Source organism: Streptomyces sp. NPDC040589 (assembly GCF_055594445.1).
Map to the genome: position 1 here is coordinate 606,470 of NZ_JBVIWP010000005.1, position 24,041 is coordinate 630,510.

Annotated in this window: 22 protein-coding genes and 1 pseudogene; 20 read left to right on the forward strand and 3 right to left on the reverse strand. The window is 70.6% G+C overall.

Going from position 1 to position 24,041, the window contains the following annotated elements; genetic code table 11:
• Window positions 1–69 precede the first annotated feature (69 nt).
• Window positions 70–1,020 carry a hypothetical protein gene (locus ACZ58V_RS25575; RefSeq protein WP_471292563.1) on the forward strand — a complete coding sequence of 317 codons (951 nt, stop codon included), beginning with the start codon at window positions 70–72 and terminating at the stop codon, window positions 1,018–1,020.
• Between the two features lie 54 nt (window positions 1,021–1,074).
• On the opposite strand, the gene ACZ58V_RS25580 is transcribed toward ACZ58V_RS25575, so the two are convergent.
• Together ACZ58V_RS25580 and ACZ58V_RS25585 are read right to left on the reverse strand one after the other, a co-directional pair.
• Window positions 1,075–1,749 (reverse strand): YdcF family protein, encoded by a 675-nt coding sequence (locus ACZ58V_RS25580; protein ID WP_471292564.1) that lies wholly within the window; start codon window positions 1,747–1,749, stop codon window positions 1,075–1,077.
• Window positions 1,746–2,582 (reverse strand): GntR family transcriptional regulator, encoded by an 837-nt coding sequence (locus tag ACZ58V_RS25585; protein ID WP_468192780.1) that lies wholly within the window; start codon window positions 2,580–2,582, stop codon window positions 1,746–1,748. The genes ACZ58V_RS25580 and ACZ58V_RS25585 overlap by 4 nt, the downstream gene beginning before the upstream one ends.
• A 538-nt stretch (window positions 2,583–3,120) precedes the next feature.
• On the opposite strand from ACZ58V_RS25585, the gene ACZ58V_RS25590 reads away from it, so the two are divergent.
• A complete protein-coding gene (locus ACZ58V_RS25590) occupies window positions 3,121–3,360 on the forward strand; it encodes a helix-turn-helix transcriptional regulator (RefSeq protein ID WP_471292567.1) in 240 nt (79 codons plus the stop codon).
• Window positions 3,361–3,448: 88 nt separating this feature from the next.
• Window positions 3,449–4,711 (forward strand): tyrosine-type recombinase/integrase, encoded by a 1,263-nt coding sequence (locus ACZ58V_RS25595; protein ID WP_471292569.1) that lies wholly within the window; start codon window positions 3,449–3,451, stop codon window positions 4,709–4,711.
• A gap of 214 nt (window positions 4,712–4,925) precedes the next feature.
• Here the strand turns inward: ACZ58V_RS25595 and ACZ58V_RS25600 are convergent, their stop codons facing one another.
• Window positions 4,926–5,696: a hypothetical protein gene (locus ACZ58V_RS25600; protein ID WP_468192776.1), complete on the reverse strand. Its 771-nt coding sequence runs from the start codon at window positions 5,694–5,696 to the stop codon at window positions 4,926–4,928.
• Between the two features lie 1,111 nt (window positions 5,697–6,807).
• On the opposite strand from ACZ58V_RS25600, the pseudogene ACZ58V_RS25605 reads away from it, so the two are divergent.
• From ACZ58V_RS25605 to ACZ58V_RS25685, 17 genes and pseudogenes are all read left to right on the forward strand, one after another.
• Window positions 6,808–7,008, forward strand: a pseudogene (locus tag ACZ58V_RS25605) (site-specific integrase); the annotation flags it as partial.
• Window positions 7,009–7,186: 178 nt separating this feature from the next.
• Window positions 7,187–7,462 (forward strand): hypothetical protein, encoded by a 276-nt coding sequence (locus ACZ58V_RS25610; protein ID WP_471292572.1) that lies wholly within the window; start codon window positions 7,187–7,189, stop codon window positions 7,460–7,462.
• Window positions 7,463–8,015: 553 nt separating this feature from the next.
• Window positions 8,016–8,543 (forward strand): DUF2617 family protein, encoded by a 528-nt coding sequence (locus tag ACZ58V_RS25615; RefSeq protein WP_471292573.1) that lies wholly within the window; start codon window positions 8,016–8,018, stop codon window positions 8,541–8,543.
• A 114-nt stretch (window positions 8,544–8,657) separates the two neighbouring features.
• Window positions 8,658–10,313 carry a polyamine aminopropyltransferase gene (locus ACZ58V_RS25620; protein WP_471292575.1) on the forward strand — a complete coding sequence of 552 codons (1,656 nt, stop codon included), beginning with the start codon at window positions 8,658–8,660 and terminating at the stop codon, window positions 10,311–10,313.
• A 106-nt stretch (window positions 10,314–10,419) separates the two neighbouring features.
• A complete protein-coding gene (locus ACZ58V_RS25625; RefSeq protein WP_471292578.1) occupies window positions 10,420–11,328 on the forward strand; it encodes an SRPBCC domain-containing protein in 909 nt (302 codons plus the stop codon).
• A gap of 50 nt (window positions 11,329–11,378) precedes the next feature.
• Complete coding sequence (locus ACZ58V_RS25630; protein WP_471292581.1) at window positions 11,379–12,167, forward strand: aldose epimerase family protein; 789 nt, start codon at window positions 11,379–11,381, stop codon at window positions 12,165–12,167.
• 163 nt (window positions 12,168–12,330) lie between these two features.
• Window positions 12,331–12,879, forward strand: coding sequence for an orotate phosphoribosyltransferase (pyrE, locus tag ACZ58V_RS25635; RefSeq protein ID WP_189725711.1), 549 nt, complete (start codon window positions 12,331–12,333; stop codon window positions 12,877–12,879).
• Between the two features lie 146 nt (window positions 12,880–13,025).
• Complete coding sequence (gene fbaA / locus ACZ58V_RS25640) at window positions 13,026–14,048, forward strand: class II fructose-bisphosphate aldolase (RefSeq protein ID WP_468192767.1); 1,023 nt, start codon at window positions 13,026–13,028, stop codon at window positions 14,046–14,048.
• 65 nt (window positions 14,049–14,113) lie between these two features.
• Window positions 14,114–15,580: an MFS transporter gene (locus ACZ58V_RS25645; RefSeq protein ID WP_468192766.1), complete on the forward strand. Its 1,467-nt coding sequence runs from the start codon at window positions 14,114–14,116 to the stop codon at window positions 15,578–15,580.
• A 251-nt stretch (window positions 15,581–15,831) separates the two neighbouring features.
• Entirely contained in the window at window positions 15,832–16,245 is a 414-nt protein-coding gene (locus ACZ58V_RS25650) for a DUF3151 domain-containing protein (protein ID WP_184594398.1), read from the forward strand.
• Between the two features lie 152 nt (window positions 16,246–16,397).
• Window positions 16,398–17,228, forward strand: coding sequence for a tryptophan 2,3-dioxygenase family protein (locus ACZ58V_RS25655; RefSeq protein WP_471292585.1), 831 nt, complete (start codon window positions 16,398–16,400; stop codon window positions 17,226–17,228).
• Entirely contained in the window at window positions 17,221–18,432 is a 1,212-nt protein-coding gene (kynU, locus tag ACZ58V_RS25660) for a kynureninase (RefSeq protein WP_471292587.1), read from the forward strand. Before ACZ58V_RS25655 ends, kynU begins: the two co-directional genes overlap by 8 nt.
• 218 nt (window positions 18,433–18,650) lie before the next feature.
• The gene (locus ACZ58V_RS25665) at window positions 18,651–19,517 is read left to right on the forward strand and encodes an alpha/beta hydrolase (RefSeq protein WP_468192761.1); all 867 of its coding nucleotides are present in this window, start codon (window positions 18,651–18,653) and stop codon (window positions 19,515–19,517) included.
• 166 nt (window positions 19,518–19,683) lie between these two features.
• Complete coding sequence (locus ACZ58V_RS25670; protein WP_471292590.1) at window positions 19,684–20,685, forward strand: alpha/beta hydrolase; 1,002 nt, start codon at window positions 19,684–19,686, stop codon at window positions 20,683–20,685.
• Window positions 20,678–21,910 (forward strand): acyltransferase family protein, encoded by a 1,233-nt coding sequence (locus tag ACZ58V_RS25675; RefSeq protein WP_471292592.1) that lies wholly within the window; start codon window positions 20,678–20,680, stop codon window positions 21,908–21,910. The genes ACZ58V_RS25670 and ACZ58V_RS25675 overlap by 8 nt, the downstream gene beginning before the upstream one ends.
• Window positions 21,903–23,291 (forward strand): sensor histidine kinase, encoded by a 1,389-nt coding sequence (locus ACZ58V_RS25680; RefSeq protein WP_471292595.1) that lies wholly within the window; start codon window positions 21,903–21,905, stop codon window positions 23,289–23,291. The genes ACZ58V_RS25675 and ACZ58V_RS25680 overlap by 8 nt, the downstream gene beginning before the upstream one ends.
• Window positions 23,288–23,974, forward strand: a complete 687-nt coding sequence (locus ACZ58V_RS25685; RefSeq protein WP_471292597.1) for a response regulator — start codon at window positions 23,288–23,290, stop codon at window positions 23,972–23,974. Before ACZ58V_RS25680 ends, ACZ58V_RS25685 begins: the two co-directional genes overlap by 4 nt.
• Window positions 23,975–24,041 lie beyond the last annotated feature (67 nt).

Consider the following 24,041-nt stretch of genomic DNA (forward strand, 5'->3'; position numbering starts at 1 on the left):
TTGTCCTCACTACCGCAGTTAGATGGTGGCCGCAGACGTCTCGGGCCAGCCCCGACCTGCAAGATCGCGATGCACAGCTTAAGTGTCAGCGGTGCAGTACCGGTGTTCTCAGGCGAGTTATGGGTACGTTTCCAGCAAACCCATGCCAGTGGGGTTGAAACGGGTGGGGATGTGGTGAACCGAGAGAACCGAGTACGTCGGGCGAAAATGGCGCGGCGTCATCCCAAAAGCCGGAAAGTGCGGAGCAGGCCGCAGATTCGGCGACAGAAAATGGACTGGGTTAAGTGGACAGCAATCGTCACGGCTGTGATCTCGCTTAGTGGGCTAGTGTTCACGGGGTTTGGAACCTACTGGGGTGCGCGTACATCAAAGGATCAGCTCGCGCAATCCAGGGAAGAAGAAGCGCAGGCCCGCCGGAAACAAGCATCCCTGGTGACGTCCTGGGTGGAGCAGCGGCCTGAGGGGCTCGTCAGAATACTGGTTAACCGATCACCTGACCCTGTCTTTTCCGTTCAGCTCGACTATGAATGGAACGATCCGAAGGATGCGGAAGCGGAACGATCAGCGCTTCGAGACCACCGAGGAGACACCCTCTCGGGCATCGCCGAGGGTTCCCGCGGCGGCTGGGACAGGCTGCTCCGAGGCCATGAGGATGTGATGGCTGATCAGGAGCTGATTTCCCCTGATGGAACTCGCGTCAAGGTGGCCAAGAAGAAAGGGCTTGCGGAAGTTTATTGGGAGATCATGATCAGGAACGCTCGGGCTCGCTACATCGGAGAAATTCCCCCTTGTACAAGGGTGGAACTCAAGCCCCCTGTGCGTAATGTCGATCTACGCTTCATTGATAGTCGGGGAAAGCATTGGTTGCGTACCAGTCAAGGAATTCTTCGACCCAGCGAGCCGGAACCGTTCAGTGATGCCTCCATGACGCTCGCATACAGCAGGGATGGGATTCTGCAGGCAGCGCCACCGAAATCGAAGATGACTAAGATCGACTGCGGTGAGAGCGAGAAGCCTTGACGGTCATCGAATCACGTGTGTGCGGCTCAAGGTGGCCAGCTGCTCGCCCTGGCATCATGTGCCGGGGCGTGTAGCAACGTCAGATGGCATGAGTCGGCTAGTGAAGCCTTCGATGCACAGCCGCTCAAAGGCGGCTACAACGGTGTCCGGTACGTCTTGCTCGATGGCCAGACCCAACCTCGGGAAGACGAGCACGCGTTGCAGGGCGCCCACGATCATGTCGATCACCATGCGAGCGTCTCCGATGGAGTCGGCGTACTCCTCCAAGCCCATCGGCGTCGACGCGCACACCACTTCGACCTCGGGCCAGAGCTTCCGCATCATGGCGTACGAGCGTCGCTCTTCGTACGGCTTGCTCACGAGCAGGACGGACGAGGCTTTGACCTCGGCCTCCGCCAGCACCGCTTTCGTGAACTCGATGTTCTCGCCGGTGTTCGTGGCACGCGGTTCCAGGAGTACCGCGGACTCGGGCACCCCAAGCTCCAACGCCCGCTCGCGGTAGTGAATAGCTTCACCGCGCGGCATGTGCGCCCGGGTCGTCGGGCTGGTGGCCCCCGTGAAGACAATGACCGGGGCCATGCCCTGGTGGTACAGCTCCGCTGTCACGTCGGCCACGCCGAGGTCGTGACTGCCCAGCCCCACCGCCACCGAACACGGCCGTGGGGCATGGTGCATGAAGTGGTAGTCCCACAGGAGTCGAGCGTCCGCCCATGCCTGTGCCGAGATCATTCCTGCCCCTTCTTGTCCTGTGCCGAGTCGGGAACCTTGAAGTCGTACTCCCACGCGAAGCGAGAAGCCGCGTAAACGCCCACCGCGAACTCAACCACCGTGCCATCTGCGGTGTACGTGGTCCGGTGCAGCTCGACCACGGGCTCGCCGGCGGGGAGCTGTAGGAGCTGCACTTCGTCCGTTGTCGGGACGCGGGCGAACAGGGCCTCCCTCATGTGGTCGATCTCGTATCCGGCGTCGTAGAGGACCCGGTACCCGCCGCCCCGGCCGGCAGGCCCCGGAGTGGGGTCGACGATGCGTGTGCCCTCGACGTGCTCCGGCCTGTAGTAACTGGTCAGGGTGTGAGTCGGCTGCACCCCTTCCTTCACGAGTCGAGCGCATGCATACACCTCGGAGCCAACAGGGACGCCCAGCCCCTCCGCTACGAGGCTGTCCGCCTCGACACGGCTCACGGTCTGCGTCTGATCATTGCGCTTGTACGCGCGTCCCGACGCGACGCGGTCAGCGATGAACGCGACTTCGTCACCGTCGCGCCATTTCGCCTTGTCGTACCGGGCGACCCCCAGCCGCTTGAGTGCAGCGCGAGGACGCACGGCGGTGCCATGGCCGCGCGTCGACGTCACAAGGCCTTCAGCCTCCAAGGCCTTATAGGCCTTGTGGACGGTCTCCTTTGAGCCTTCCCCTTCCTCTACTAGCTCTCTGATCTGGGGCAACTGGGTGCCCGGCGGCAACTGACCGATCTTGATCTGCTCCGCGAACCTGTCCGCCAGGTCGCGCCACTTCGGTGCTACGCGGAACTCCTCTCGACGCAACCAGTAGTCGGGGCGCACCAAAGAGGGCCGCTACATCGAGTTGACCCGTTCGCCCGTGCCACCGCCGCACGAGCAACAGGCGTTCTGACCGGCACCGCCGGCACGAGCAAGAGGAGCACCACCGGCCGGGGCGTGCTCCTCTTGCTGTTTGGCGGCACCGCCGCCCTGCTCCGGACGTGCCGCGCAGCGGCTCCTTCTTCATGCTCTGAGCCGCGCTGCACCACCACAGACAGCCCTCGTTTTTTCCTAAGTAGGAAACGCTGCGTCACCTGCGTCACCAGGGCCCAGAAAACAGCGGGTGACCTGCGCAGACAGGGGTGACGCAGACGGCCGACGGCTGCGTCACCCCGCGTCATCTGCGTCACCGATGACGCACCCCCAACGCTCTGTGTCACCCCAAACCCGCAGGTCAGAAGCCTGAATGGCGCAGATGACGCGGGTGACGCAGAAATCCGCACCTCGGACACACGCACGCTCCCAGCACCGCCGGCACGCAACCCGAGAACCCGCCGCAGGACACCTCACCCAACCCCATCACGGACATGAGGAGTCACCAGCCATGGCTAGCAAAGAGCCGACCGACCCGCGTGCGCTCCTGCGTGGCGGAGTCCCGGACCGCTACCTCACCCCCGAAGACCTGGTCACCATGTTCAGCCTCCCGAGCGTCGAGACGGTCTACCAGTGGCGACGCAAGCGCATCGGCCCGGCCGGCTTCCGCGTCGGCCGCTACCTCCGCTTCAACCCCGCCGCCGTACAGGCATGGGAGGCCGAACGCACCGCCCTCGAAGACGCCGCCTGAGGCTGCCGAACCCCTCACCACCCAACTCCCCGGGGAGGGCCACACCGTGGCCCTCCCTGTCCTGTGTCCAGAAGGGACCTCGCGCCACGTGGCAGGCCACATTCAAGATCGCTGGTTCAAGACCGAGACCAATTCCGCCGGCAAGACCGTCCGCGTCAAGACCGACCGCCACGGCACCGGCCTGCGCTACCGCGCCCGCTACATCGGCCCCGACGGAACCGAGAAGTCCAAGAGCTTCCCCGACGGCAAAAAGCGTCTCGCTGAGAAGTGGCTCAGCGCCGTAGAGACGGACATGACGCGCGGTCAGTACACCGACCCCAAATCCATGCAGATCACGTTCCGGCAATACGCCGAGAAGTGGCTGGACAGTAAGATTCCCAGCCCGATGACCCGGAAGGAACTCGGCCGGCGCCTGCGGCTGCACGCCTACCCGGTGCTCGGCTCCCGTCCGATCGGGACCTTCCGGCCGGAGCACATCAGGGAGTTCGTTGCCGCACTGGAAGCGAAGCCCGGCGTCGGCCCGTCCTACGCCCGGAACATCTTCGCCGACGTTCAGTCGGTCCTGTCTGCCGCTGTCGACGACACACTGCTGTCGCGCAACCCGTGCGGTGCCCGCACCGTTCGGCGTCCCAAGCCTGACCCGCATCCCGTGGTCCCGTGGGTGCCCGATCAGGTGTTCGCCGTTCGCGCGGCCCTTCCGGAACGGTACCGAGCCATGGTCAACGTCGGGGCCGGATGCGGCCTGCGTCAGGGCGAGGTGTTCGGCCTCGCTGAAGACGCCATCGACACCGACGGGCGCACGCTTCACGTGGTCCGGCAGATCAAGCATGTGGAAGGGCACCCAGTGTTCGCACTCCCCAAGGGCGGCAAGAAGCGGGACGTTCCGCTGCCCGGCTCCGTGGCGGAAGCACTCCGGGCGCATATGGACGCCTTCAAGCCTGTGGAGATCGCGTTGCCGTGGGACGTTCCGGAGGGACCGAAGGTGTCCGCCCGGCTGATCTTCACGGCGGAGCAAGGGGGCATGGTCTGGCGCAGCAACTTCAACGGCAAGGAGTGGAAGCCTGCTCTGGCGGCCGCCGGACTCATTCCGGAGGCGGACGACGACGGCAAGTACGAGTCGGCGCGCGAGCACGGCATGCACGCGCTACGGCACTTTTACGCCTCCGCATTGCTGGACGCGGGTGAGAACATCAAGGCCGTCAGCGAGTACATGGTGCACGCTGACCCGGGGCTGACGCTGCGGGTGTACGCCCACCTGATGCCGGACAGTCGCCAGAGGGCCCGCCGCGCAATCGACACGGTGTTTCAGCGCGTCTCCCAGGAAGATCACGGCCCACAGACTGCCCAGTAACCCACGGACGCCCCTGACCAGCCCTTCTGCGCAGGTCAGGGGCCGCTGCCCCGTGAGAAGGCTCTGAAGCAACTAGGGCGGGGCGGACGGCCGTACGCACCTGCGTCGGGCCCCTGAAAGTCTCCGTCAGGACGTAGGCCGGCACTCCGCCGATGCGGCGGAACGTCGCGTCCAGACATGAAGTGGTCGTGGGCAGCGTCTTGTCCTGGCAGCATCAGGTGGGTGGCTGGGTCCCGGGATATAGATCGATCCGGATGCTCTCGTCGTCCTCGATGACGTAAGTGGCATCCGTGTGGTGATTCCAGCCCAATGGCAGCAGGCAGTAACGGCGATTTCGTTCCACGAGCAGGCGCAGGCCGCTGTATCGGTACCGGTAGTGTCTGCCTTTCCCTAGGTCCTCGACCCTTGTGCCAGGACCTTTGATGCTCAATTGCTCAGTGCTGAGCACCACTACAGAAACGCGCCGTGCTAGCTGCTCGGCATCCTGGCGTGCGTCCTGTCGGCCCAGCTCTCCGGCTGCCAGGGCTACGACCCACATCAGGAACAGGCTTGCGGTGACGACGGGAACAGCACGATGCCACAGCCGACTCTGGAGGCCCGCAGCAGTTCCTGCGGTGCTGCTCTGTCCCAGGAGCAGTCCGATAGCTACCAGCAGAGGGGCAGCCCACCGGAAGGACCAGGGCTGACCGTAACGCCACGACAGCATCAGGATCACCCCCGCCGCAACGAACGCAAGATGTGCCCGGGCTACGGCGCGGGAAGCCCGATTGACGCGCCGGATGATGAGGCTGGGCACGCCGAGCGAGGGCAACAGTTCGGGGAAGCGAGGGAGAATGCCGACCAGGCTCAAGGTGATGAGCACCGGGAATGTGGCGAGTCGAAGGCTACGCAGTGCCATTTCGATCGGGTCAAAGCCCACGGCAAAGACGTCAAGGTGGAAGTACGTGTAGTAGGCACGGCTGTGGACGAAACCCGTGTAGAGCATCAGTGCGAGGATGAACGAGCCCGCGCCGAAGACGGAGTTGGCGATCTCGGTGGCCCTTCCACCCTGCTCAGAAGAGGCTGGTCGAGCACTCTGCTGCCGATGCCTTCGCGGACGGCGGCTCGGCGCCGGGCCTCGAGATACGTGGGTGTCCAGTTCAGGCGTGAGCAGGGTTCGTCGTGCGGTGTTCCTGCGTTGTCTGCGACGTTGGCTACGAGCCAAGGAACGAGATGAGTCACCCGGCGCGCCCGGTGTGTCTGTGCTGTCCATTGGCCCGGTCAGGACTCACTGGGCTGTGGGGGCGGGATCACTTCCTGAGAGGGCGGGCAGGTCTCGGCCGGTGTGGGAATGCCCTCGCAGGGTGTCTCTGTGGGTGGGGACGTGAGCTCAGGGGATGGGTCGAGCGTGGTTCCTGTGTCCGTCGGCGGGGACGCCACTGGGGGGATGTCGTCTCCGCCCTCGCCGCTGGACTGTGAGGGGGTCGCTTTTTCTCCGCCCTCGCCGCTCGATTGTGAGGGGGTCGCTTTTTCTCCGCCCTCGCCACTGGACTGTGAGGCCGTCGCCTGGTCTCCGTCCTCGGTGCCCTGAGTAGACCTGGACCCTCCATCAGCCGCTGATGAGCCCGAACCGGACGCCGAGGATGGCTCCCAGGGCATAGGCGAAGGATTGGCTCCAGGACCACCGCACCCTGTCGCGCCGACGGCCAGCACCATCACGGCAACGACAATCCCTCTCCGGGCTAACGCCCGTGGCTGGATCCGCATGATCCCTCCCCCGTCTAAAGCGCAGTTACGACGCTGCTCAGGGATATCCCACCGAGAATCGACGCTGCCCAGACTTCCCGTGAGCTGCGTACACGTCTTCAGACATAAGGATGAGTGGCCAGCGGACGACCCACCGCTTCAGCCGCTACGCGCAGGCCGAACCAGCCACCCAAACTGATAGGCTGAGCGGATTGGCGCGCGGGTTTGCTCACGGCCCCATTCGAGAGTTCTCAAACTCGCGCTGTCGAGGGCGTCAACAGCAGGGGTGAGGTCGCGGACTTCACCGAGTGGACGGCCGACGACGCGATGTTGACGAGCTGCCGACGGTCGAGGTCGAGAAGCGGATGGGGCACTTCTACGCGTCCGCGTTGCTGGACGCGGGCGAGGACGTTAAGGCCGTCAGCGAGTACATGGGGCATGCCGACCCGGCGCTGACGCTGCGCGTGTACGCCCACCTGATGCCCGGCAGCCGCGAACATGCCCGGCGCGCCATCGACACCGTGTTTCAGCGTCTCTCGAAAGAAGAACACGGCCCACAGGCGGCCCAGTGACCCACGGACGGCCCCTGACCTGCCCTTCTGTGCAGGTCAGCGGCCATTACCCCGTGAGAAGGCTCTGAACTTCCTCAACTCTGCTTTGGGTCGTGAGTGGGCCGGGCATCCCCTGTTCACGCAAGAGCGAGGCGCCCACGGGGGGCCGCTTCGGGGGAAACGAAAGGAGGGTGACGCCATGGTTATGGGCATCATCCTGGCGGTGTTCGCAGTCGTCCTGATCGCGGCGCTGGTGTCCGGTGTGCGCAGGGGCGGCTCCAGGCGGTCGGCGCGTCGTGGGACCTGGTCGTCCTCGGGTTCGGCCGGCAGCAGTGGCAGCTGGTGGGCCGGCGGGGGAGACTCCGGCTCGTCCGGCGGCTCGTCCTGCAGCAGCGGCTCGTCCTGCGGAGGCGGGTCGTCCTGCGGAGGGGGCGGTGGTGGTGGCGGCGGTGGCTGCGGCGGCGGAGGCAGCTGACGGCAGTCGGCCTGCCTTCCCCATGGGGAAGGCGCACTCACCGAACGCGGGGTCCGTAGCTGAGGCGGGCCTCGCGTTTCCCGTGCGGCGGACCCATCGAACGCCTGTCGGGCAACTGTGCGAGCTCTCAGGCAACTTCGCATGCCTGTAGGACAACCGCGTCCATGGGACGGCGTACTCGGGCATGACTCCGGCAACTGCACTTGTCAAAGGGGCATTTCGCGAGCCCCTTCAGGGTCGGGGCACCCGTCCGTCCCGGCTCCGGGCGGGAGCCCCGGCGCACCGGCGCACGCCTCCCCGGCACCGGCGCACGCCGTAGTTGAACAATTGAGCTGTAGAGCCCTCTGAGGGATGGAAACCCTACGAACTTGGGTAAAAACGCTGTGACGGCGCCACAGTTCATGATTCCCTCTCAATCACCAACGCAGCCCCTCGGACGTCCTGCGGACACCTTCCTGACCGGCCGACTGGGCTGACCCGGGCCGAACCCCCCGGTGCGACCGGGGCGCGGCGGACCCACCTCCCTCTCCTTGTGTGCTTGCGGAGCCGATCCATGCTCACGACCCTGAAGACCTCCTACACCGACACGCGCGCGGCCGATCTCGCCTGGGCGCTGGGGCGCGAGCCGCTTCCCGCACTGGCCGCACTGGACCTCGAACTGACCGGCGCGAAAATGCAGTTGCGACTCCTCGGCGCGTCCCACCAGGTCCTGCTGGAGGAGGAGCGGGGCATCTGCTCGGAGACGGTGGCGTGCATTCCGGGCAGCAGCACTCCGCTTCCGCTGGGCGTCGCCAAGCGGGTGGGCGACTGGGAGTACGAGTTCGCGGCCCGGGTCGAGGTCCTCTCGCCCGGCTCCTTCGAGGGCCGCGCACAGGAGTTGCTGGCCCTCGTCTCCGACCACCCGCACGGCCTCGCGGGTGTCTTCCCCGGCAGCCCGCACGCCTTCACGGCACTGCTGGCCCAGCACTACGAGGGGCAGGTGCACTGGCGGACCTGGCACGCGTACCCGCAGGACGGTCAGTTGGTGGCGACCCGTACGAGAGTCGGCGTACGGATGCCGGTGACGGTCTCCGCCAACTGAACCGCCGGCGCCTCATGCGGCGAACCCCATCCCGTACCGATATCGGGCCTCTGTAAACCAGCACCACACGTGTGGGTGACGAACCGCAGTCGAGGCGTGACGTAACGTCGCAGCGTGATCGAGCCGCACGCGCCCGCCCCGCCCGGTTCCCCGCCGCCCTGGAGCGCCCCGGGCGGCCCCGGTGGCCCGGCGCGGCTGCCCGTCCGGCCGGGCACCGGACGGTTCCTGGTCCTCGCGGGCGTGTTCGTCTGTGCGGCCTGCGGACTCGTGTACGAACTCGAACTCGTCGCCCTCGCCTCCTACTTGATGGGCGACTCGGTCACTCAGGCGTCGGTCGTGCTGTCCGTCATGGTCTTCGCGATGGGCATCGGCTCCCTCGCCGCGAAGCGGCTGCGCGGGCTCGCCGCGGCCGGTTTCGGCGCCGTCGAGGCCACGCTCGCGCTCGTCGGCGGATGCAGCGCCATGGCCCTGTACGCCGTGTTCGCCTGGACCGGCGACTGGGGCGGCATGTGGGTGAGCGGCCCCCGCTGCCTCCTGGTCGCCTTCTCCCTCGCGACCGGGCTGCTCATCGGCGCCGAGGTCCCGCTGCTGATGGAGCTGATCCAGCGCATCCGCCGCCAGGACGCGGGCGGCGCCGTGGCCGACCTGTTCGCCGCGGACTACGTCGGCGCCCTCGTCGGCGGCCTCGCCTTCCCCTTCCTCCTCCTGCCGTTCCTCGGGCAGCTGACCGGCGCACTGCTCACCGGCGCCGTCAACGCGGTCGTCGGCGGGGCGCTGGTGCTCGGGCTGTTCCGCCGGGATCTGACCCGGCGCGCCCGCTGGCTGCTGCTGCTCGTCAACGGGCTCGTGCTCGCGGTCCTCGCCTCGGCCGCCGTCCTCGTCGACGACTTCGAGCGGGCCGCCCGGCAGGCGATGTACGGCAGGGACGTCCGCGTCGCGCTCCAGACCGGCGTCCAGGAAGTCGTCCTCGCCGGCGGCACGCACGGCCGGCCCCTCGCCCTCTTCCTCGACGGCCGGCTCCGGGTCAGCGGACACGACGAACTCCGCTACCACGAGGCCCTCGTCCACCCCGCGATGACCGGGACGCACGCGCGCGTGCTGATCCTCGGCGGCGGTGACGGCCTGGCGGCCCGCGAGGCACTGCGCCACCCCGGAGTGGACCGGGTCGACATCATCGAAGTCGACGCCGAGGTCGTACGGCTGGCCCGCACCGACCCGGGCCTGTCCGCGCTGAACCGGCACGCGTACGGCGACCCGCGCGTGCACGTGACGGTCCAGGACGCCTTCGGCTGGCTGCGCGGAGCGCCCCCGGCGGCGTACGACGTGGTCGTCTCGGACCTGCCGGACCCGGGGATCACCGCGAGTACGAAGCTGTACTCGCAGGAGTTCTACGGCCTCGCGCGGCGCGTGCTGGCCCCCGGCGGCCGGCTCGTGGTGCACGCCGGGCCGGTCGCGGCGGGGCCTCGGGTGTACTGGACGGTGGACGCGACGGTGCGCGCGGCGGGCTTCCGTACCGCCCCCTACGCCATGAAGGGGCGCCGCGCCGGTTTCGCCGCCGGCCCCGACCGCACACCCGCCGACCGCTCCCGGGCGCCCCGGGACTGGGGATTCGTCCTGGCCGCCCGCACGGGCCCGCGGCCACGCCTCGACCCGGACGGTCCGCGTCCGCGGATCCTCACGGACGCGTCCCTCGCGGCGGGGGCGCGGGCGGCGCGGGGGACGCGGATCGCCGGGCTGCCCGCTTCGACGCTGGTGCATCCGCGGTACTGAGGGAGTCGGGGGCGGGGCGTCGCAGGATACGCCGGGCGGACCCGATACGGAGCGAATCCCGGAGGTGGGGGTGCGTTTTTGCCTGTGCTGGGTAGAGTCCGTCGACATGGAGCACGAGGTGTTCGTTCCGGTTGCGGCCGAGCGGCTCAGGGAGGTGCTGGACGACCCCGCGCGGGTCGCCCGGGTGGTTCCCGGGCTCCAGCAGGACGCCGGCGCCGAGCCCGTCGCCGGGCGGCTGAAGATCCGGGTCGGCAGTCACTCCGTCACTTACCGGGGTGCCGTACGGGTCTCCCGGCGGGACGACGGGGCGTACGCCGTGGAGGGTGAGGCGGAGGAGTCGCGCGGCAGCGGCTCGGTCGAGCTCGCCCTGCGGATCGCCCTGCGGGAGGCGGAGGACGGCTGCACCCTCGCGTTCGACGGCACGGCCTCCGCGGACGGGCGGATCAAGGACCTGCCGGCCGACGCGGTGGAGGGCGCCGTCGTCCGGCTGCTGAACCGCTTCGCGGAACACCTGGCCGACGCGGCACCGGAAACGACCACGTCCCTCGCCACCCAGGACTTCGAACCCCGGGCGACGACCGACCACGAAACGACCCCGGACGCGGACGACGAGGCCCCGCCTCCGGCGAGGGCCGACGGGGGTACGGCGGCGGCCGGGGACGACGAGGACGCCGGGCCCCCGGGGGCCGCGGGGAAGCCTTCCGCCACTGGCTCCGGCGGCGGGAGCCCGGCCTCCGGTACGGGCGACGAGAGCCCCGCCCCCGCCCCCGAACCCCCCGCCCCCAAGGGCGACCCGGACGCCGAGTCCATCGCCGAGGCCGCGCACGCGCGGCGGACGATGATCGGGCGCAGTGCCGAGGAGGTCGATCACGCCCCGCCGCGCGGCCGGTACGCGCCGGTGCCCGCGCCGCAGACCGTGACGCCCCCGGCCCCGCTGCGCTGGGCGGCGCCCGCGGCGGCGCTCGCGGTGGCGTCGGCCATCGTGGCGGTGCGGGCCCTGCGCCGCCGGCGCTGAACCGCCCGTCTCGGGTGAGGCCCTCTTGATCACCACAGTAGGGTCGTCCCGTGAGTGACGAAGACATCACGCTGACCGCGGGCGACGCGGAGGTGACCGTGCAGCCGGGCAACGGCGGCCGGGTCGGAGGGCTGCGGATCGGCGGCGTGGAGGTGCTGCGGCAGGGGGCCCGGTTCGGCTGCTTTCCGATGGTGCCCTGGTGCGGCAGGGTCCGCGACGGACGGTTCCTGGACGGCGCCGCCGTGCGGCAGATGCCGCTCAACGCCCCGCCCCACGCCATCCACGGCACCGTCCGCGACCACGTCTGGCGCACCGCCCGCACGAGCACGGACGAGGCCGTCATCACGTACGAGCTCGTCGACCCCTGGCCCCACCCTGGCCGAGTCACCCAGGTCGTCGCCCTCGCCGAGGACGCGCTGACGCTCACCATGTCCGTGGAGACGTACGACGCTTCCTTCCCGGCGCAGATCGGCTGGCACCCCTGGTTCAACCGCAACCTCGGCGGCGAGGACGTACAGCTCGACTTCGAACCCGACTGGCAGGAGGAGCGCGGCGACGACCACCTGCCCACCGGCAACCGCCTCGCCCCGAAGCCCGGACCCTGGGACGACTGCTTCGGGATGCCCGGCGGCGTCGACGTCACCCTGACCTGGCCCGGGCAGCTGGAGCTGAAGGTGGCGAGCCGCGAGGAGTGGGTCGTCGTCTACGACGAGCAGGAGGCCGCCGTGTGCGTGGAGCCGCAGACCGGCCCGCCCAACGGGCTCAACACCCTGCCCCGCCTGGTCACGCCCCTGGAGCCGCTGGAGGCCACCACGACCTGGAGCTGGCGCCGCCTCTAGGGCCCTTCTGGTGGATCGCCGTGGGAGAAGGAGCGGCGTTCGGTGCGTGCGGCGTGGGGGTCCCCCCGCTCGAGCGAAGCCGAGAGGAAGCCGAGAGTGGGGGATGCGTGCCGGGCGTCGTGACGCCGCGGAGATCCACCAGAAGGGCCCTAAGCTGGGCGCCATGACGGACACACGCGGCGCGCTGCTGCAGCAGATCAAGGACAAGGCCGTGGTGCACGGCAAGGTGACCCTGTCGTCGGGTCTGGAGGCCGACTACTACGTCGACCTGCGCCGCGTCACCCTGGACGGCGAGGCCGCCCCGCTGGTCGGCCAGGTGCTGCTGGACCTGACCGCCGAGCTGGACTTCGACGCCGTCGGCGGGCTCACCATGGGCGCCGACCCCGTCGCCGCCGCCATGCTGCACGCCGCCGCCGCGCGCGGGAAGCGTCTGGACGCCTTCGTCGTCCGCAAGGCCGCGAAGGCGCACGGGCTGCAGCGGCGCGTCGAGGGCCCGGACATCGCCGGCCGCCGCGTGCTGGTCGTCGAGGACACCTCCACCACGGGCGGCTCCCCGCTCGCCGCCGTCGAGGCCGTGCGCGAGGCCGGGGCCGAGGTCGTCGCCGTCGCGACGATCGTCGACCGGGCGACCGGCGCCGCGGAGAAGATCCAGGAGGGGGCCGGGGTGCCGTACCTCTTCGCCTTCTCGAAGGACGAGCTGGGCCTGGACTGACCGGGACCTGACCAGGGCGTGGACGGTGGCCTGGACCTTCCGGCCAAGTCTGGAAAGATGGGGCCGACGATGACGTCGCATCCCAAGGTCTAGGTCAGGGCCGTAAAGACGCAGTACGCCAACCCGCAGATACAAGGAGCGGACGCATGCCCATCGCAACTCCCGAGGTCTACAACGAGATGCTGGACCGGGCGAAGGCAGGAAAGTTCGCCTACCCGGCCATCAACGTGACCTCCACCCAGACCCTGCACGCGGCCCTGCGCGGTTTCGCTGAGGCGGAGAGCGACGGCATCGTCCAGATCTCCACGGGTGGCGCCGAGTTCCTGGGCGGTCAGTTCAGCAAGGACATGGTGACCGGTTCGGTCGCCCTGGCCGAGTTCGCGCACATCGTCGCCGAGAAGTACCCGGTGAACATCGCGCTGCACACGGACCACTGCCCGAAGGACAAGCTCGACGGGTACGTACGTCCGCTGCTGGCGCTCTCCCAGAAGCGCGTCGAGGCCGGTCTGAACCCGCTGTTCCAGTCCCACATGTGGGACGGCTCCGCCGAGACCCTGGCCGACAACCTCTCCATCGCGCAGGAGCTGCTGGAGCTCGCCCGCGCCGCCAAGATCATCCTCGAGGTGGAGATCACCCCGACCGGCGGCGAGGAGGACGGGGTCACCCACGAGATCAACGACTCCCTCTACACGACGGTCGACGACGCGATCCGCACGGTCGAGGCCCTGGGCCTGGGCGAGAAGGGCCGCTACCTGCTGGCCGCCTCGTTCGGCAACGTGCACGGCGTGTACAAGCCGGGCAACGTCGTCCTGCGTCCCGAGCTGCTGAAGGAGCTGAACGAGGGCGTCGCCGCCAAGTTCGGCAAGGCCGCACCGTTCGACTTCGTCTTCCACGGCGGCTCCGGCTCCTCGGAGCAGGAGATCCTGACCGCGCTGGAGAACGGCGTGGTCAAGATGAACATCGACACGGACACGCAGTACGCCTTCACGCGCCCGGTCGCTGACCACATGTTCAAGAACTACGACGGCGTCCTGAAGGTCGACGGCGAGGTCGGCTCCAAGAAGACCTACGACCCGCGCACCTGGGGCAAGCTGGCCGAGGCGTCCATGGCCAAGCGCGTCCTCGAGGCCTGCGGCAACCTGCGCTCCACCGGCACGAAGATCAAGTAAGTCCGGTTTTCACGGCTTGAGCCCGGCACCTCCTGTGGTGCCGGGCTCTTCCGTATGCTCCCTGCATGCCCGATGTCCGGATGGCCTCGCCCCAGGGCAAGTGGATCCTGTTCACCACCGTCCTCGGTTCCAGCATGGCCTTGCTCGACTCGACCGTCGTCAATGTCGCGCTGCCGCGCATCGGCCGTGACCTCGACGCGAACCTGTCCGCCCTCCAGTGGACGGTCAACGCGTACATGGTCACGCTGGCCGGGCTGATCCTGCTGGGCGGGGCGCTGGGGGACCGTTTCGGGCGCCGGAAGGTGTTCGTCGTCGGGGTGGTGTGGTTCGCGGTGGCGTCCCTGCTGTGCGGGATCGCGCCGAACGCGGGGGCGCTGATCGCCGCGCGTGCCCTGCAGGGGGTGGGCGGCGCCCTGCTGACGCCGGGGTCGCTGGCGCTGATCCAGGCGTCCTTCCACCCCGACGACCGGGGCCGGGCGGTGGGGCTGTGGTCCGGCTTCGGCGGGGTCGGCGCGGCGATCGGGCCGTTCGTCGGCGGCTGGCTGGTGGACGGGCCGGGCTGGCGGTGGGTGTTCCTGCTGAACGTGCCGCTGGCGCTGGTGTGCGTACCGGTGGCGCTGCGGCATGTCCCCGAGTCGGGCGGTGAAGGGGCCCGTGGCCGGTTCGACGTGCTCGGCGCGGTGCTGGGCGCGGTGGCGCTGGCGCTGCTGACGTACGCGCTGATCGAGGCCGGTGAGGGCGGTTGGGTGGTGGCCGTCACGGCGGTGGCCGGGGTGGCCACGGCCGTCGCGTTCGTGGTCGTCGAGCGGCGCAGGCCCGATCCGATGATGCCCCCGGACATCTTCTCCTCCCGCCAGTTCACGGTGATCAACATCGTCACCCTGTGTGTGTACGCGGCTCTCGGCGGGTTCTTCTTCCTCGCGGCGCTTCAGCTCCAGGTCGTCGTGGGCTACTCCGCCCTCGGGGCCGGTACGGCGCTGCTGCCGACGACCGTGCTGATGCTGCTGCTGTCGGCGCGGTCCGGTGAGCTGGCCAACCGGATCGGGCCGCGTCTGCCGCTCACGGTGGGGCCGCTGCTGAGTGCCGTCGGGATGCTGCTGATGCTGCGGGTGGGGCCGGATGCGTCCTACTGGGCTGATGTGCTGCCCGCGCTGGTGGTGCTCGGGCTGGGCCTGGTCATGCTGGTGGCGCCGCTGACGGCGACGGTGCTGGGCTCCGTGGACGTGGCGCGGGCGGGGCTGGCCAGCGGGATCAACAACGCGGCGGCCCGGGCGGCGGGGCTGGTGGCGGTGGCGGCGCTGCCGCTGCTGGCCGGGATGGGGGAGGAGGCGTACCGGGAGCCGGCCGCCTTCGACGCGGCGTTCGGGCGGGCGATGGTGTGGTGCGCCGGGGCACTGGTGGTGGGGGCGTTGATCGCCGGGGCCACGGTGCGCAGGCCGCCGCCCGGGTGCAGGCAGCCGGAGTGTCTGCGGAACGTTGGTGTCGTGTCGCCGCCGTTGGAGGGGGAGCCGGTGCGGAAACGGTTGGGGTAGGGGACCCAGCCTGCGGGCATGCGTGCCTCCCCCAGTGCCTTGAGGGCCTGGGAGGTGCCCCCAGGGCGGCACGGGTGGGCGGTGGGGGTCCCCCCGCTCGAGCGAAGCCGAGAGTGGGGGAGGCACCCCGCTGCGCCGGGTTGCGTATCCACCCGGCCCCAGCGACAACGTCCAGCACCTCGAAGCGCCGCGTTGCGTACCCACCCCCCTCCACAACGCCGCAGCAGCCCGTGATGCCTCAGACTTGAGGCATGTCCATTCACGAGAACCTTCTCGGGGGTCCGCCCCCGACCCACCTCCCCGATGACCCCGGGCCACGGGAACTGCTCGCTTCGGGTACCGCGCCGGTCGACGTCGCCGCCGCGCACCCCACCTCCTCGCTCGCCTGGGCGCAGCTCGCCGACGAGGCGTTCGAGCGGGGCGCGGCCGTGGAGTCGTACGCGTACGCCCGTACGGGCTACCACCGCGGCCTGGACGCCCTGCGCCGCAGCGGCTGGAAGGGCCACGGCCCGGTGCCGTGGGAGCACGAGCCGAACCGCGGCTTCCTGCGGGCCCTGCACGCCCTCGCCCGCGCCGCGCAGACGATCGGCGAGCAGGAGGAGTACGAGCGCTGCTCCCAGTTCCTCAAGGACTCCTCGCCGACGGCGGCGCAGGTCCTGGGCTGACAGCGGTCCGTGTACGCGAGGCCCGTCCGGTCACCGGGCGGGCCTTGCGGTTCCGGGGGATTATTGCGGAGTATGCCCGTGGGGACCGGGGCCCCCGTGCCGGAATTCGGCAGGGGCGGACCGCTACCCGGAGTTATCTGCAGGAGACAGCGATGTCCCACGAGGCTCACGAGCCCGAGACCCCGCATCTCGATTTCCAAGGCACGACGCCGTACGAGGACTACGTCAAGGCGGACGTGCTCACCCACCTCCAGCACACCCTCTCGGACGACCCCGGAGAGATGGTCTTCCTGGTGACGACCCAGGTGATGGAGCTGTGGTTCACCGTCATCGTCCACGAGTGGGAGACGGCCGCGCGGGCGCTGCGCGGCGACGACATCCCCACCGCGACCGCCGCGCTCAAGCGGTCCGTGCGCGAGCTGGAGGCGCTCAACGCCTCCTGGAGGCCGCTCGCCCAGCTCACGCCCGCCCAGTTCAACTCGTACCGCAGCGCCCTCGGCGAGGGCTCCGGTTTCCAGTCGGCGATGTACCGGCGGATGGAGTTCCTGCTCGGCGAGAAGTCCGCGTCCATGCTCGTCCCGCACCGGGGTGCCCCGCGCGTGCACGCCGAGCTGGAGAAGGCCCTGCACGAGCCGAGCCTGTACGACGAGGTCGTCCGGCTGCTCGCGCGGCGCGGGTACGACGTCCCGGACGCCGTGCTGCGGCGTGACGTGGCGAAGCGCTACGAGCCGTCGCCTGAGGTGGAGGCGGCCTGGACGGCCGTCTACTCCGGTGACCAGGGCGCTGAACTCGCCCGGCTCGGCGAGGCGCTGAGCGATGTCGCCGAACTGGTGTGGCGCTGGCGCAACGACCACCTGGTCGCCACCCGCCGCGCCATGGGCTCCAAGACCGGCACGGGCGGCTCCGCCGGGGTGGCCTGGCTGGAGAAGCGGGCGCAGAAGAACGTGTTCCCCGAGCTGTGGACGGCGCGGTCCTATGTCTGAACTCGTGATGAGGGCCGAGAAGCTGGACGCCGCCGACGAACTGCGCGGCAAACGGGACGGGTTCGTCCTCGACACCGCGTCCGATCATGCGGCTGACGCCGCGGGCGTCTACCTCGACGGCAACTCGCTCGGCGCGCTGCCGGCCGTCGTGCCCGGGCGGGTCGAGGACGTCGTACGGCGCCAGTGGGGCGAGCTGCGCATCCGGTCCTGGGAGGAGAGCGGCTGGTGGACGGCGCCCGAGCGGATCGGTGACCGGATCGCCCCGCTGGTCGGGGCGGCGCCCGGGCAGATCGTGGTGGGCGACTCGACAAGTGTCAATGTGTTCAAGGCACTTGTGGGCGCGGTGCGTCTCGCCGGGGACGACCGCGACGAGATCCTCGTCGACGCCACGACCTTCCCGACCGACGGCTACATCGCGGAGTCGGCGGCGCGGATGACCGGCCGCACCCTGCGGCCGGTGACACCGGCGGAGGTGCCGGGCGCGCTGTCCGGCCGTACCGCCGCCGTCCTCCTCAACCACGTCGACTACCGCACCGGCCGGCTGCACGACCTGCCGGCGCTGACAGCCGCCGTGCACGAGGCGGGCGCGCTCGCCGTCTGGGACCTGTGCCACAGCGCGGGCGCGCTGCCGGTCGGGCTCGACGAGCACGGGGTGGACCTGGCCGTCGGCTGCACCTACAAGTACCTGAACGGCGGCCCGGGTTCACCGGCGTACCTGTACGTGCGCCGGGAGCTGCAGGACCGCTTCGACTCCCCGCTGCCCGGTTGGAACTCCCACGCCGAGCCGTTCGGGATGCGCGGCGCCTACGAACCGGCCTCCGGTGCGCCGCGCGGCCGGGTCGGCACGCCGGACATCCTCTCCATGCTCGCCCTGGAGGCGGCCCTGGAGGTCTGGGACGGGGTGCAGGTCGAGGCGGTGCGGGCCAAGTCCCTCGCGTTGACGGACTTCTTCCTCGAGTGCGTGGCGGAGTACGTGCCCGAGGGCAGGGTCGAGTGCCTGACGCCGGTGGCGCACGCGGAGCGGGGCAGCCAGGTCGCCCTGCGCTGTGACGACGCCGGCGAGGTGATGAAACGGCTGATCGAGCGGGGTGTGGTCGGCGACTTCCGGGCGCCGGACGTGCTGCGCTTCGGGTTCACGCCGCTGTACGTGGGCTTCGCCGACGTGGAGCGGGCGGCACGGGTGCTGGCGGAGACGCTGGGCTGAGCCGACCGTGACGGACGGCCCCTGCCGCCGCGGGGGCCGTCCGTTCCCGACTCGCCGTTCGTCACCAACTCGCCGTAGACGCAAGGAAACGGCTGAACCGTCCGATCTTCACCCAGCGTGACATCCACGTGTCCGCGCATGTCACCTGCCTGGTACCGTCCCGGCCAACGGCCGACTTCTCACTGGTCCGCCCGTACGTTTCGCTGGAAGGTTGGAGCATGACGGACGACGTCGCAGCAGCACGGGCCGCTGCCGAGGAGAAGTCGGCGTTCTCCCACGAGCCCGTCGGTCCCGACGTCACCGCCGCCTACGGTGACCACCCCGACCAGGTGATCGACTTCTACGCCCCGCGCAGGGAGGCCGGTCCGGGCGGGCCCGCCCCGGTCGTCCTCGTGCTGCACGGCGGTGCCTGGCGGGCGCCGTACGACCGGCGTCACATCAGCCCCTTCGCGGACTTCCTCGCCCGTCGCGGATTCGCCGTGGCCAGTGCCGAGTACCGGTGCGGTGGCGGTGACGACTCCCTCGCGGGCCGCTGGCCCGACACCTTCGACGACGTGGCCGCCGCGCTGGACGCACTCCCCGCGCTGGTAAGGGAACTGCTGCCGCAGGCCGATCCGCGACGTACGGTCCTCACCGGCCACTCGGCGGGCGGACACCTCGCGCTGTGGGGCGCGGCCCGGCACGTCCTGCCGGCCGGTTCGCCCTGGCGCGGCGGTGGCCCGGCGGCCCTGCGGGGCGTGGTCGCCCTCGCGCCGATCGCGGACTTCGCGGTCGCCGACAAGCTGGACGTGTGCGGGGGTGCCGTACGCCAACTCCTGGGCGGGGACGAGCACTTCGCCGAGCGGCAGCCGTACGCGGACCCGGCGCTGCTGCTGCCCACCGGCATCGCCACCACCCTCGTCCAGGGGCGCGCGGACCTCGATGTGCCGCAGATGGTCGCCGAGTCGTACGCGGAGGCGGCGGCGAAGGCCGGGGAGATGGTGGGGGTGACGCTGCTGGAGGACGTGGGGCACTTCCCGCTCATCGACCCGGCGGCGGACGCGTGTGCCGTGGTGGCTCAGGAGATCGAGCAGTTGGCCTGGTGAGGGGCCTTTCCTGGCCTGACCCTTGGGTGGGCCCCTGGCCATACCCGTAGTACTTGAGAGCTAGTCCGCAGGTGAGTTCCCCGGTGGGACGCGGACGACGCCTCCGGCTCCGTAACTTCCCTTCCGTGCAGACCCGATGGCCGGGTGCGCTGGAGGGGGAACGACCATGGGGCTCGCGTCGAGGTACCGCCGTAGTGACGGAGGCCGGCGCCGCGTCGGCCGGTGGCGCAGAGCCGCGCTCGCCGCTCTCGTCACGGGTGCGGTGGTTCTCCCTCTTTCCGGGGCGGTGCGGCCGGAGATCCCCGCTCCCGCACCCGCCGCTCTCGCTCCGTTCAGCGCGTCGACGCTGGACGAGGCATACGCGGCCAACCGCGCCAACGCCGCCGAAGCGGCCCGTATGGCCGCGGGCCATCACGACCGGGCCCGTGCCGCGACGGACCGTTCCCTGGCCGCCCCGGCCCGGCACCTCCTCGCCTTCGACGGCCGCGGCTCCGGCCGGGTCACGGAGGTCCTGGGCGACCTCCGCCGGGCCGACCGGATAGCCGTCCTGGTCCCCGGCTCCGACACGAGCCTGGACACCTACGGCCGGTTCCACGCGGCCGCCGCCGCGCTGCACGGGCAGCTCGTCCGGCAGGCCCCGGCGGGCACGCGCACCGCGGTGGTGGCCTGGCTGGGCTACGAGACGCCGGGCACGGTCAGCACGACGGTCACGACGACCGGCAGGGCCGAGCAGGCGGCCCCGCGGCTGCGCGCCCTGGTCTCCGACCTGCGCGCCATAGCGGGCGACGGACCGCGTATCTCGCTGCTGTGCCACTCGTACGGCTCGGTCGTCTGCGGACGGGCCGCCGCCGGGCTCGCCGTCGACGACCTCGCGCTCGTCGGCAGCCCCGGCACCGGCGCGGACTCCGCCGCCGCCCTGCACACCCGCGCCCGCGTCTGGGCGGCCCTCGGCGGTGACGACTGGGTGGCGAACGTCCCGCATGTCACCACGGACCTGTTCGGCACCACCGTCGGCTTCGGCACCGACCCCGTCTCCCCGGCCTTCGGCGCCCGGGTCTTCGCGGCCGGCGACGGCGGCCACAGCGACTACTTCAGGCCCGGCACGGCCTCCCTGACCAACCTGACCCGGATCGTCCTGGGCGAGACCGAGGCGGTGACCCATGACTGACGTCGGCGTACGAGGTATCCGGCACGCGGTGCTCCGTGGCGCCGACCGCATCGGCAGGGCCACCCCGGCCGACCGGGACCGGGCCGTGGACGCCCTGCGCGCCGCCGCGGTGCTGGGCGTCGTCCTCGGCCACTGGCTGGTCACGGCGCTGGTCTCCGACGGCCGCGCCCTGCGCACGGCGAGCCCGCTCAGGGACATGCCCTGGCTGACGCCCGTCTCCTGGCTGTTCCAGACCCTCGCCGTGTTCTTCCTGGTCGGCGGCCATGTCGCCACGCGCGGGTATGCCTCGGCCCGCGCCCGGGGCGTCCCGTACCACCGCTGGCTGACGGGCCGTCTGACCCGGTTGTTCAAGCCGGTCGCGGCCGTCCTCAGCCTGTGGACGATCGCCGCGCTCGCCCTGCTGCTGTCGGGCGCCGAGTTCGGGACGGTCCGCACGCTGGTGAAACTGGCCCTGTCCCCCTTGTGGTTCCTCGTGGTGTTCGCCGTGCTGACGGCGGCGACTCCGTTGCTGACCCGGCTCAACCCGCTGTGGCCGCTGGCCGTCGTACTGCATGTGGACCTTCTGCGGTTCGGCCTGGGCGGCCCCTCCTGGCTGGGCTGGGTGAACGTGGCGGCGGGCTGGATGGTGCCCTACACACTGGGCGCGGCCTGGACCCGGGGCGAGCTGGAGGGCCGCCGCGCGGGCTGGGTCCTGCTCGGCTGCGGTACGGCGGCGACCGCCGCGCTCGTCGTGTGGGCGGGCTACCCGGCGTCGATGGTCGGCGTCCCGGGCGAGGGCATGTCCAACCTGGACCCGCCGACGCTGGCCGTCGTCACCTTCGGCCTGGCCCAGTGCGGTCTCGCCCTGCTGCTGCGCGAGCGGCTGCGCCGCGCGATGCGCCGGCCCGTGGCCTGGGCGGCGGTGGCGCTCGTCAACCTCTCCGCGATGACCATCTTCCTCTGGCACCAGACGGCCCTGATGGCCACGACGGCCACCGGTCTCCTCGCGGGCCGGCTCCCCGGGCTGCACACGCGGCCCGACGGGCTCGACTGGGTCGGGGCCCGGCTCTTCTGGCTTCCCGTGTTCGCCTTGGCCCTCGTGGTCTGCTGGGCGGCCTTCCGTTTCTGCGAGCAGGGCGGCGAGCGGGGCGGCGTGAAGCGCGGCCGACGCGGCCGCAGGTCGCGGGTGGTGCGGGCGCACCGTCCGTCCGACCAGGGGACAGCGGCGAAGGCGCGCCATGTCTAGGCTGGGCCGCGTGACGGACACGGGGGCGGGCCGCGCGCTGCGAGCGCGCGGCGGGGGCTTGCTGCGGGTGCTGCGCGAGGACCTGTGGACGGTCCGGGCCGACCCGCTGCCGCCCTCCACCTGGCTGCGCTGGCTGCCGCACGGGCTGGTGTGCCTGGCCGCGTTCGGCGTCACGGTCGGGGGCATGGGCGACATGTCGGACAACGGCCATCTGAGCTTCGGCCCGGCCCTTCTGGTCGCGGGCGCGCAAGGAGGCGCCGCGGTGCTGGGGCTGTGGCGGCCGGTGCCGGCGTGGTGGCTGTCCCTGGGGGCCTTCTTCACGGGCGCCGTCATGCTGCACCGGCGGCTGGACCTCGACCTGGAGACCTACACCTGGCCCTGGACCGCGGCCGGGATCATCGGCCTGCTGCTCGTGCTGCTGCTGCTCGCGCTGCGGGTCCCCACCCGGGCGGCGGTGGCGGCACTGGTCATGACCGCACTGGTCACCTACGGCCTCGAGAACCTGTGGACCGGTGTGGACCACGACGCCACGGGCACGCTGACGGTCGCCCTGTCCACCCTCGTCGTGGTCGTCGGCACCGCCCTGCGCGGCCGCCGCGAGGCCCGCGCGCAGCTCCTGGAGCAGACCACGCTCACCGCCGAGGAGCGCACCCGGCGCACCCTGCTGGAGGAGCGCAGCCGTATCGCGCGGGAGCTGCACGACGTGGTGGCGCACCACATGTCGGTCATCTCCATCCAGGCGCAGGTCGCCCCGCATCTCGTCGAGAACCCGCCCGACGAGCTCAAGGAGAACCTCGCGGGCATCCGGCAGAACGCCCTGGAGGCGCTGACCGAGCTGCGCCGGGTGCTGGGCGTGCTGCGCTCGGAGCACCCCGGGCCGGGGGAGGCGCTCCTCGGCCCGGGTGGCGACTCCGCCGCCCACGCGCCGCAGCCCACCCTCGACCGGCTCGACGCGCTGGTGGAGAACACCCGGGCCGCCGGCCGCGAGGTCACCACCGAGATCAACGGCGAGCGGCGTCCGCTGCCGCCCGGCGTGGAGCTGTCGGCGTACCGGATCGTGCAGGAGGCCCTGAGCAACGTCCTGCGGCACGCGCCCGGCGCGAGCGCCAAGGTCCGTCTCACGTACCAGCCGGACGGGCTGGAGGTGGAGATAGTCAACTCCCGGCCGACGGGGCCCGCGTCGCCCTCGACGGGAGCGGGGCACGGACTGCTCGGCATGCGGGAGCGCGTCGCCATGCTCGGCGGCACCATGACCGCGCACCCGTGGCACTGGGACGGCTTCAAGGTCACCGCGTTCCTCCCGGACACCCCGCCCGCCGACGCGCCGGGCACCGACCGGATCACCTACCACTTCCCCGACCCCGAGGCAGGAACCCCATGACGAGCGGCGGCACCGGCGATCCCATCCGGGTACTCATCGTCGACGACCAGGCGATGGTCCGGCAGGGCTTCACCGTGCTGCTCGGCATCCAGCCCGACATAGAGGTCGTCGGCGAGGCGAAGGAGGGCCGGGAGGCCGTCGCGAAGGCCGCCGAGACCGCCCCGGACGTCGTCCTCATGGACATCCGCATGCCCGGGGTCGGCGGTATCGAGGCCACTGAGCTGATCACGGCCGCGCACCCGGACATCAAGGTGCTGGTGCTCACCACCTTCGACCTCGACGAGTACGTGTACGACGCGCTGCGCGCCGGGGCCTCCGGGTTCCTGCTGAAGGACGCGTCGTCGGAGCAGCTCGCCGAGGCGGTCCGGGTGGTGGCGGCCGGGGAGGCGCTGCTCGCCCCGGTCATCACCCGCAAGCTGATCGCCGAGTTCTCCCGGCTGGACGACCGGCCCCGGGCCCCGATCAAGGAACGGATCGGCGATCTGACCGAGCGGGAGACGGAGGTGCTCGCCCTGATCGCGCAGGGCCTGTCGAACGGGGAGATCGCCCGGCACCTCTTCGTCGCCGAGCAGACGGTGAAGACCCACGTGGGCCGGATCCTGGTGAAGCTGGGCCTCAGGGACCGGACGCAGGCGGCGGTGTTCGCGTACGAGTCGGGGCTGGTGCGGCCGTCGGGGTACTGAGGACCCACCCCGGGTCCCCGTAGTACCTGAGAGGGACCCCGGGGAACCCCTCTCACTGGGGACGACC

What these genes read in the sequence shown, in the direction of transcription:
- ACZ58V_RS25575 (WP_471292563.1), top strand. Translation starts at nt 70, where the DNA reads ATGCACAGCTTAAGTGTCAGCGGTGCAGTACCGGTGTTCTCAGGCGAG.
- ACZ58V_RS25580 (WP_471292564.1), bottom strand. Translation starts at nt 1,749, where the DNA reads ATGATCTCGGCACAGGCATGGGCGGACGCTCGACTCCTGTGGGACTAC.
- ACZ58V_RS25590 (WP_471292567.1), top strand. Translation starts at nt 3,121, where the DNA reads ATGGCTAGCAAAGAGCCGACCGACCCGCGTGCGCTCCTGCGTGGCGGA.
- ACZ58V_RS25600 (WP_468192776.1), bottom strand. Translation starts at nt 5,696, where the DNA reads ATGCTCTACACGGGTTTCGTCCACAGCCGTGCCTACTACACGTACTTC.
- ACZ58V_RS25610 (WP_471292572.1), top strand. Translation starts at nt 7,187, where the DNA reads ATGGTTATGGGCATCATCCTGGCGGTGTTCGCAGTCGTCCTGATCGCG.
- ACZ58V_RS25615 (WP_471292573.1), top strand. Translation starts at nt 8,016, where the DNA reads ATGCTCACGACCCTGAAGACCTCCTACACCGACACGCGCGCGGCCGAT.
- ACZ58V_RS25625 (WP_471292578.1), top strand. Translation starts at nt 10,420, where the DNA reads ATGGAGCACGAGGTGTTCGTTCCGGTTGCGGCCGAGCGGCTCAGGGAG.
- pyrE (WP_189725711.1), top strand. Translation starts at nt 12,331, where the DNA reads ATGACGGACACACGCGGCGCGCTGCTGCAGCAGATCAAGGACAAGGCC.
- fbaA (WP_468192767.1), top strand. Translation starts at nt 13,026, where the DNA reads ATGCCCATCGCAACTCCCGAGGTCTACAACGAGATGCTGGACCGGGCG.
- ACZ58V_RS25645 (WP_468192766.1), top strand. Translation starts at nt 14,114, where the DNA reads ATGCCCGATGTCCGGATGGCCTCGCCCCAGGGCAAGTGGATCCTGTTC.
- ACZ58V_RS25650 (WP_184594398.1), top strand. Translation starts at nt 15,832, where the DNA reads ATGTCCATTCACGAGAACCTTCTCGGGGGTCCGCCCCCGACCCACCTC.
- ACZ58V_RS25655 (WP_471292585.1), top strand. Translation starts at nt 16,398, where the DNA reads ATGTCCCACGAGGCTCACGAGCCCGAGACCCCGCATCTCGATTTCCAA.
- kynU (WP_471292587.1), top strand. Translation starts at nt 17,221, where the DNA reads ATGTCTGAACTCGTGATGAGGGCCGAGAAGCTGGACGCCGCCGACGAA.
- ACZ58V_RS25665 (WP_468192761.1), top strand. Translation starts at nt 18,651, where the DNA reads ATGACGGACGACGTCGCAGCAGCACGGGCCGCTGCCGAGGAGAAGTCG.
- ACZ58V_RS25670 (WP_471292590.1), top strand. Translation starts at nt 19,684, where the DNA reads ATGGGGCTCGCGTCGAGGTACCGCCGTAGTGACGGAGGCCGGCGCCGC.
- ACZ58V_RS25675 (WP_471292592.1), top strand. Translation starts at nt 20,678, where the DNA reads ATGACTGACGTCGGCGTACGAGGTATCCGGCACGCGGTGCTCCGTGGC.
- ACZ58V_RS25680 (WP_471292595.1), top strand. Translation starts at nt 21,903, where the DNA reads ATGTCTAGGCTGGGCCGCGTGACGGACACGGGGGCGGGCCGCGCGCTG.
- ACZ58V_RS25685 (WP_471292597.1), top strand. Translation starts at nt 23,288, where the DNA reads ATGACGAGCGGCGGCACCGGCGATCCCATCCGGGTACTCATCGTCGAC.